Annotated in this window: 12 protein-coding genes; all 12 read left to right on the top strand. The window is 32.3% G+C overall.

The genetic code is table 11. The features are described 5' to 3' along the window. The first annotated feature begins 222 nt into the window (after window positions 1–222). Window positions 223–621, top strand: a complete 399-nt coding sequence (locus tag Q0C22_RS08490) for a hemerythrin domain-containing protein (RefSeq protein WP_291493746.1) — start codon at window positions 223–225, stop codon at window positions 619–621. 10 nt (window positions 622–631) lie between these two features. Next, window positions 632–1,285 carry an FmdE family protein gene (locus tag Q0C22_RS08485; RefSeq protein WP_291493744.1) on the top strand — a complete coding sequence of 218 codons (654 nt, stop codon included), beginning with the start codon at window positions 632–634 and terminating at the stop codon, window positions 1,283–1,285. A gap of 58 nt (window positions 1,286–1,343) precedes the next feature. Beyond that, window positions 1,344–2,534: an FprA family A-type flavoprotein gene (locus Q0C22_RS08480; protein WP_291493742.1), complete on the top strand. Its 1,191-nt coding sequence runs from the start codon at window positions 1,344–1,346 to the stop codon at window positions 2,532–2,534. A gap of 3 nt (window positions 2,535–2,537) precedes the next feature. Then, window positions 2,538–3,224 (top strand): type 1 glutamine amidotransferase, encoded by a 687-nt coding sequence (locus tag Q0C22_RS08475; protein ID WP_291493740.1) that lies wholly within the window; start codon window positions 2,538–2,540, stop codon window positions 3,222–3,224. Next, complete coding sequence (locus Q0C22_RS08470) at window positions 3,221–3,568, top strand: DUF488 domain-containing protein (RefSeq protein WP_025392344.1); 348 nt, start codon at window positions 3,221–3,223, stop codon at window positions 3,566–3,568. Before Q0C22_RS08475 ends, Q0C22_RS08470 begins: the two co-directional genes overlap by 4 nt. Continuing rightward, window positions 3,565–4,011: a PAS domain S-box protein gene (locus Q0C22_RS08465; RefSeq protein WP_291493737.1), complete on the top strand. Its 447-nt coding sequence runs from the start codon at window positions 3,565–3,567 to the stop codon at window positions 4,009–4,011. Before Q0C22_RS08470 ends, Q0C22_RS08465 begins: the two co-directional genes overlap by 4 nt. After that, the gene (locus Q0C22_RS08460; RefSeq protein ID WP_025392342.1) at window positions 4,008–4,193 is read left to right on the top strand and encodes a ferredoxin; all 186 of its coding nucleotides are present in this window, start codon (window positions 4,008–4,010) and stop codon (window positions 4,191–4,193) included. Before Q0C22_RS08465 ends, Q0C22_RS08460 begins: the two co-directional genes overlap by 4 nt. Before the next feature lie 3 nt (window positions 4,194–4,196). After that, window positions 4,197–4,421: a cytochrome b5 domain-containing protein gene (locus tag Q0C22_RS08455; protein ID WP_287006964.1), complete on the top strand. Its 225-nt coding sequence runs from the start codon at window positions 4,197–4,199 to the stop codon at window positions 4,419–4,421. Window positions 4,422–4,461: 40 nt separating this feature from the next. Then, entirely contained in the window at window positions 4,462–4,899 is a 438-nt protein-coding gene (locus Q0C22_RS08450; RefSeq protein WP_291493730.1) for a DUF302 domain-containing protein, read from the top strand. 112 nt (window positions 4,900–5,011) lie between these two features. Then, entirely contained in the window at window positions 5,012–5,626 is a 615-nt protein-coding gene (locus tag Q0C22_RS08445) for a TetR/AcrR family transcriptional regulator (RefSeq protein ID WP_291493728.1), read from the top strand. Between the two features lie 284 nt (window positions 5,627–5,910). Continuing rightward, a complete protein-coding gene (locus Q0C22_RS08440) occupies window positions 5,911–6,603 on the top strand; it encodes an HlyD family efflux transporter periplasmic adaptor subunit (RefSeq protein ID WP_367172136.1) in 693 nt (230 codons plus the stop codon). Window positions 6,604–6,609: 6 nt separating this feature from the next. Further along, on the top strand, window positions 6,610–7,488 hold an 879-nt coding region (locus Q0C22_RS08435), incomplete at its 3' end, for an ABC transporter ATP-binding protein (RefSeq protein WP_291493726.1).

Here is a 7,488-nt window from a genome sequence, read left to right as displayed (position 1 = left end):
TGCTGCTCGCCGCCTCTAAAGCCTTTTTGTGTATCTAAATGCAGGATTTTCATATACCATTTCCTCCACTGTTTATTTAAGAATATTATAATAAAATTAAAAAAAAGTAACTAATAAAATTAAAAAATGTTAATTTTGAATGTTTGATTTTTTGATTAAAATCAAATACTTTTTTATTTAAATAGCATATAGTGTTAAAAATCGGTTCTTTGGAGGCAAATTATGAGTAAATTGATTGATGATTTGCTTAAAGAACATAAGAAACTTTTTTCATTACTTGATGAATTGCACAACATTGACAAAGAAGGCGCCAAGGAAAAGCTTTTTGAAAGCAAAAACCTATTTTTGATGCATCTTGATAAAGAAGATAGGTTTCTATACTCAAAGTTTGATGAAGCAAAAAGCAAAGGTGTTAATGTAGAAGAAAATGTTTTAAAGTTTAAAGAAGAGATGGAAGAAATTTCTAAAGATGTGGTAAATTTCTTTGACACATACAAAAAAGGTATAACAGATAAGATTCAGTTTGCAAGAGATTTTGGGAAAATTTATGGTATGTTAAAAATCAGAATGATAAAAGAAGAAACACAGCTATATCCAGTTTATGAAAAACACTTTGGATAAGGAAGGGTTTATGTTTGAAACTTATAAAGAATTGGTAGAGTCTATAAATGTAAGCGATACTGAAAAAGAATCGCTTTATGCTGCACTTGCAACTCACGGGCATGTATGCGGTGGTATGGCTATGGGTTTTGCCTGCGGTCTTTTTGCTATGAAAGCTTTAGATATAAGTAAAGAAAGAGATTTAGGAACGCGCATTATTGCAAATAGTGGCTACAACCACATTGCAAGCTGCTTTGTTGATGGATTGCAGTTTTCCACAGGTTGTACATTTGGCAAAAGGCTTATTGAAAAAAATCCTATTGGTAAGTGGTCTTTTCTTATAATGCACATTAAAACGCAAAAGGCTCTTAAGGTTAAGGTAAAGCCAGAGATTATAAAAAGCGCCCTTGGCTCCAGTTACGTTAAGGATTATAGAAGCAAAGGCATAAATGCTTCAAGTATACCTGCAAGCGTTTCATATGCGCTGTTTAGGAAAGTATTTGAGCTATACAACAATAACTTACTTATAGATGCGCAGGGTCCGTTTGATTACCCATCTAAAGAAGAAGCAATAACATTTAACTATGAAATTTGTCAGGTTTGCTCTGATGCAGTAGCTCAAAATTATATAAAAATTGAAGATGGTAAAAAAGTTTGCATTGAGTGCGCCCATTTTGTAAGATAGTTTTGAAAATAAAAATTTAACATAAAAAACTATCTTACGTTTTACAAGGAGGTTTACAATGGCTGTACAAAAAGTTGACGAAGATGTTTACTATGTAGGTTCAAGGCATTGGGATAGGCCTATTTTTGATGAGTTGCTTGAGTTGCCAAAAGGCACAAGCTACAATTCATATTTGATATCTGGTTCTCAAAAGACAGCTTTAATTGATAGTGTTGATCCATGCAAAAAGCATGAGCTTTTGAGGAATTTAGACATTTTGAATGTAAAAAATATAGACTACATTATAGCAAATCATGCGGAACAGGATCATTCTGGCTCAATACCTGCAGTGCTTGAAAGGTACCCTCAAGCAAAAGTGGTTACAAATGAAAAATGCAAATCTCTACTTATAGACCTGCTTGATATTAATGAAGACAGATTTATGATAATAAATGATAACGATACTTTATCCTTGGGCGACAAAACCCTTCAATTTGTCTTTACGCCATGGGTCCACTGGCCAGAAACCATGTCTGTCTACCTTGTAGAGAAAAAGATGCTTTTTACCTGTGACTTTTTTGGTTCTCATATAGCAACAAGCAAGATATTTGGACCAAAAGATGAAAAGTTAGTCTATGAAGGTGCAAAGCGCTACTATGCAGAAATTATGATGCCTTTTAGAAAAAATATTCAAAAAAACATTCAGAAAGTAGAAGAATTAAATCCTTCCATGATTTTGCCAGGCCATGGTGTAGTGTATAAAAATCCACAGTTTATAATAGATGCTTATAAAAAATGGATATCAGACAATGTAGACAACGAAGCTCTTATAATCTATATATCCATGCACGGTAGCACCAAAGAACTCGTTGACTATTTATCAGATGCATTAATTGAGCAGGGCGTATATGCAAGACCATACAATATTGCTCAATCAAGTCTTGGAGAAATAGCTATGGATCTTGTAGATGCAGCAACTGTGATTTTTGCCTCTCCTTTTGTGCTAGCGGGTGTTCATCCTAAAATAATAACTACCGCATATCTTGCAAATGCCTTAAGACCGAAAACAAAATTTGCAGGCATCATTGGATCGTTCGGGTGGGGCGGCAAAGGTGTTGAACATATAAAAAACAACCTTACAAACTTAAGTGTTGAACTGTTTGAACCTGTGTATATAAAAGGTAAACCAAAACCTGAAGACTTTAAAAAGATAACTGGCCTTGCAAAACAAATAGCAGATAAACACAAAGAGATTGGGATATTGGGATAATTTATGAAACAGTTACTTGCTATACGTAATGTCGCAATTGAGCATGCTGGCCTTTTTGAAGAGGTATTAAGACAAAAAAACTATCAAATAAGCTATATTGATGCCTTCAAAGGACAATTAGCTGGCAATCTAAAAAATTATTCACTGATACTTGTGCTTGGGGGTTACATGGGAGCCTATGAAGAAGATAAATTCCCGTTTTTAAAGCACGAGTATAAAGTTATAGAAGAAGCGCTAACACTCAATATACCACTTATAGGTATATGTTTAGGTTCTCAAATGCTTGCTAGAGTCTTGGGTGCAAGGGTTTATAAAGGACATACAAAAGAGATTGGTTTTTTCGATATCCATAAAGTTTCAAACCACGAATACTTTTATAATTTTCCTGATAAATTCAAAGCATTTCAATGGCACAACGATACTTTTGACTTGCCAAATAATACACAACGCGTATTTTCATCTTCTTCTTATAAAAATCAGGGGTTTGTATATAAAAATGCAATCGGTCTTCAGTTTCACATTGAGGTAAGCCTGGATATGATAAAAAAATGGTTACTGGAATACAAAGAAGAAGTTGAAAAAGAAAATTTAAACACTCAAGATATATTAGACAACGCTAAGGTTTATACACTGACTCTAAAAAAATATATCGAATACTTAATAAATAACATAGAAAATGGTGCCTTATGATAAAACTAAAAAGCGCTTACTCTTCATATGAGAACACAGACGGCTATAGGATACTGGTTGATAGGCTCTGGCCAAGGAGTATTTCAAAACAAAAAGCACACATAGATTTGTGGCTAAAAGAAATTGCACCAAGCAGTGAGCTTAGAAAGTGGTATGCTCATGATGAAACAAAATGGGATGAGTTTAAGGAACGCTATTTTAATGAACTCTCAAGCAAAAAAGAACTTTTAGATATGATTGTAGAAAAATCAAAAGTTGGAACTATCACACTTGTTTATTCGTCCAAAAGCCCTCTAAATAATGCAAAAGCACTTTTAGAATACATTGAAAGGAGTTATTTATGAGTCAAAACTGTCAAATTTTAGAGGCGATTTTTAATGGCGTGGGCGATGGGATTTTGTTTTGTGATGTAGATGGTATTATTAAAATATGGAGCAGAGGCTGTGAAAAAATATTTGGCTACAGTTCAAGTGAAGCCATAGGTCAAAGCCTTGATATTATAATACCGGAAAAATATAGGAAAAGGCACTGGGATGGTTTTTTTAGCGCTGTAAAATCAAAAAGCAGCAAATATTCTGATGATTTGCTATCAGTACCGGCTATTGGAAAAAATAACAAATCTCTATCCATAGATTTTAGCATAGCTATAGTAGAGCAAGACTCAAAACTTTTAGGTTTTGGAGCTATAATCAGAGATGCTACAAAAAGCTTCTTAGAAAAAAAGCAATTGAAAAACGAAATAGAAGAATTAAAAAACAAACTAAAGCAATTTAAGGAGGATGTATGAAAGCTGTAATTGATGAACAAACATGCATAGGCTGTGGCGTTTGTGCAGATGTGTGCCCACAAGTGTTTGAGATGAATGAAGATGGCTCAAAAGCGCGTGTAATAGCTGACAATTGCGATGCTGGATGTTGCGAAGAAGCCAAAGATTCATGTCCTACACAATCTATATCATTGGAGGGCTAAACCATGACAAAAGATGAGTTAAAAAAATACAATGGTAAAAACGGGATGCCAGTATATGTTGCTTACGAAGGTAAAATCTATGATGTTAGTGACTCTGATATGTGGACAGGTGGAGAACACATGGGAACACACAATGCGGGAGTAGACCTTACAGCCGAAATAGATGATGCGCCACATGATGATAGAGTGCTTGAGAGATTCAAGGTGGTGGGAGAGCTGGAAGAGTAGAAATTGTGATTGTTATATTAAGATGTCATAAGAGATTAATTTGTCAAAGTTTGAGGATTTAAATAAAAAATACATAGTTAATGATGACTACTCTGGATTATTATTTTTTATTTCTTGCTATTCGTTTAAAGAAACGCTAGAACGTTTAAAGTTATTCATTAAAAATGCAAAGTTACATTTGTTTTGTGAGATAGATCATGCACAGCTAGCACATGATGTGAATTTACATTTAAGACCTACTGTGGTGTTATTATTTGGAAATCCTGAAAAGGGGACGCTTCTTATGGAAGCTTCTCCTTTTGTAGCTATTGATTTACCAAGCAAAATACTTGTGATAGAAGAAGACAATAATGTCAAAGTCGCTTTTAATAGTTTCTCATACCTTAAAACACGTTATAACATTGAAAGCTTTAATGAGTTAATAGAAGAATTTGATAAAAATATTGTAGAATTAATTACCAAAGCGCTTTCTTTGTAATCGAGTAATTGAATTGAGTTATTGAAATGAAGTTTATAATTTTATCAAGTAGTTGACAATTTTATTTTTTTTATTAAGATAGTAATCAATTACTTACTTTTTGGGGTGAATTATGAAACGATTGAGCTCACAAAAAAGACAATTCGTTACAATCAAAACATTGTTAAAATTATCTGAAAATAATAATCCAGATTTTATTACAACATCAGATATTGCAAAATCAATGGGTTTGACACAAGGTGCAATATTTAAACATTTTCCTACAAAATACGATTTATTTAATAATCTTATAAATTGGATTTCAAATCATATTATGAGCATTTTAAATAAAACGCTAAACAACAATGATTCTGCTTTAAAAGCATTAGAAGATGCGTTTTTTTCACATATCAAATTTATATCCAAATATCCCAGCATACCGCGTATACTGTTGTTGCAATTATTGGATTCACGAGATACTCTTCCAAAGCGCACAGCAAAAAAATTTCTTGAAAACTATATTGAAAAATTAACTTTAGTCGTTGAAAGAGGGAAAATAAACAAAGAGATTTGTGAATCAATTGATACACAAAGTATTTCAGAATTTTTTTTAGAAAATATACAAGGTCTTGTTTTGTATTCAACAATTACAAAAAATAAAAAAGAAATTTTAGAAAAAGCAAAGATTGTATTTTATATATTTAGAAAAGGAATTAGTTGTCAAAACAATGGAGGCATAAGTGAATAAAAAAATAAAGATTGTTCTTATTTCAATTATAATTACAATTGTTATTTTAATTTCGATGTTATTTTTCAGGAAAAAAAATTCGAATTCAATTGTACTTCAAGGTAATGTAGAAATTAGAACAGTTAGGTTAGGTTTTAAGGTTCCGGGTAGAATTAAACATTTATTATGTAAACGAGGGAGATGTTGTTAAAAAAAATGAACTACTTGCATCTATAGATGATGAAAATTATATAAATAGATTAAACCAAGCAAAAGCTTTATATGAAGCCAAAAAAGCAGAATTATTGTCATTAGAGCATGGTTCAAGGCCAGAGGAAATTAAACGTGCAAAAGCTCAGACATTGCTGGCTCTTGCAGAATATGAAAATGCATTAAATGAATTTGAAAGACGAAAAAACTTAGTTAAAAACGATGTAATCTCAAAAGAAGAATACGATAAGTTTTTAACACAATACAAAATTGCTAAAGAAAAGCTAAAATCTGCAGTGGAAACTCAAAACCTTGTCGAAACAGGTCCAAGATATGAAGATATACAAAAAGCAAAATTTTTGGTAAAAGAGACTCAAGCAGCACTCAACCAAGCTATAAGAGATTTGAATGACACAAAACTATACTCACCAGTAGATGGTGTTATGCAGACAAGAGTGCTAGAAAAAGGCGATTATGCAAACGTGGGTGAGCCAGTATACACTATTGCTTTAATGAACCCTATCTACATAAGAGCATTTATCAGTGAAAAATACTTGGGAGTGATTCATCCAGGTATGAAAGCAAAAATAAAAACAGATTCAGGCAAAGCATACATAGGTTATATTGGATACATCTCGCCAGTTGCAGAATTTACACCAAAAAATGTTGAGACGAAAGAAGTAAGAACGGATTTGGTATACAGAACGAGAATTGTGGTGGAAAAACATGACAATCAACTTTTACAGGGAATGCCAGTTACAGTAGAAATTATTTTAAACCGAAAGTAGATGCAAATGCAAAAAGAAAACGCAATAGAAATTTTAAGTGTAACAAAAAAATTTAACAAAACTAATAAAATTGCACTAAATAATATAACAACAGGTATACCAAAAGGCAAAATTACAGGACTTATCGGTCCTGATGGATCAGGTAAGACTACTTTGATGCGAATGATTGCAGGTATTTTAAAACCAACATCAAGCCAGATAAAGATAAATATTAAAGTTGATGAAAATAAATCAATTAGCTCAAATATCAGTTATATGCCTCAAAAGTTTGGACTATATGAAGACTTAAGTGTCTTGGAAAACTTGAAACTATATGCAAACTTACAAGGTGTAAGAGGTGATTTATTACAACAAAAAATAAAAACATTGTTGGAATTTACAAATTTAGCTCCATTTACTTCCCGATTGGCAGGGAATTTATCTGGTGGGATGAAGCAAAAACTGGGTCTTGCATGTTCGCTTATACATAACCCAGAGATCCTGTTGCTTGACGAACCAAGCGTAGGTGTAGATCCATTGTCTCGTAGAGAATTATGGAAAATTATTTATGATCTTATAAAATCTGAAAATGTTACAATAGTTTGGAGTACATCTTATTTGGATGAAGCAGAAAAATGTTCACACATAATTGCACTTAACGATGGAAATATATTGTATGAAGGCTCGCCAAAAGAATTAACAAATTCAATTTCGGGTCGTACATTTTTGGTTGATTTAGCAGATAAAACTAAAATTAGAAAATTTGCAACTGAAATTATCAAGAATGATCAAATTATAGACAGTGTGATTCAAGGTAAATCCATAAGAATTATAACATCAAAAGATTTTAATCCGCAAAGCATAAATATTGAAAATTCCAAACTTATACAAACAGCGCCTAGATTT

It is taken from the genome of Desulfurella sp. (assembly GCF_023256235.1).
Lineage (GTDB): Bacteria > Campylobacterota_A > Desulfurellia > Desulfurellales > Desulfurellaceae > Desulfurella.
The sequence above is the reverse complement of the archived record's forward strand: the minus strand, read 5'-3'. Positions and strand labels throughout refer to the sequence as shown.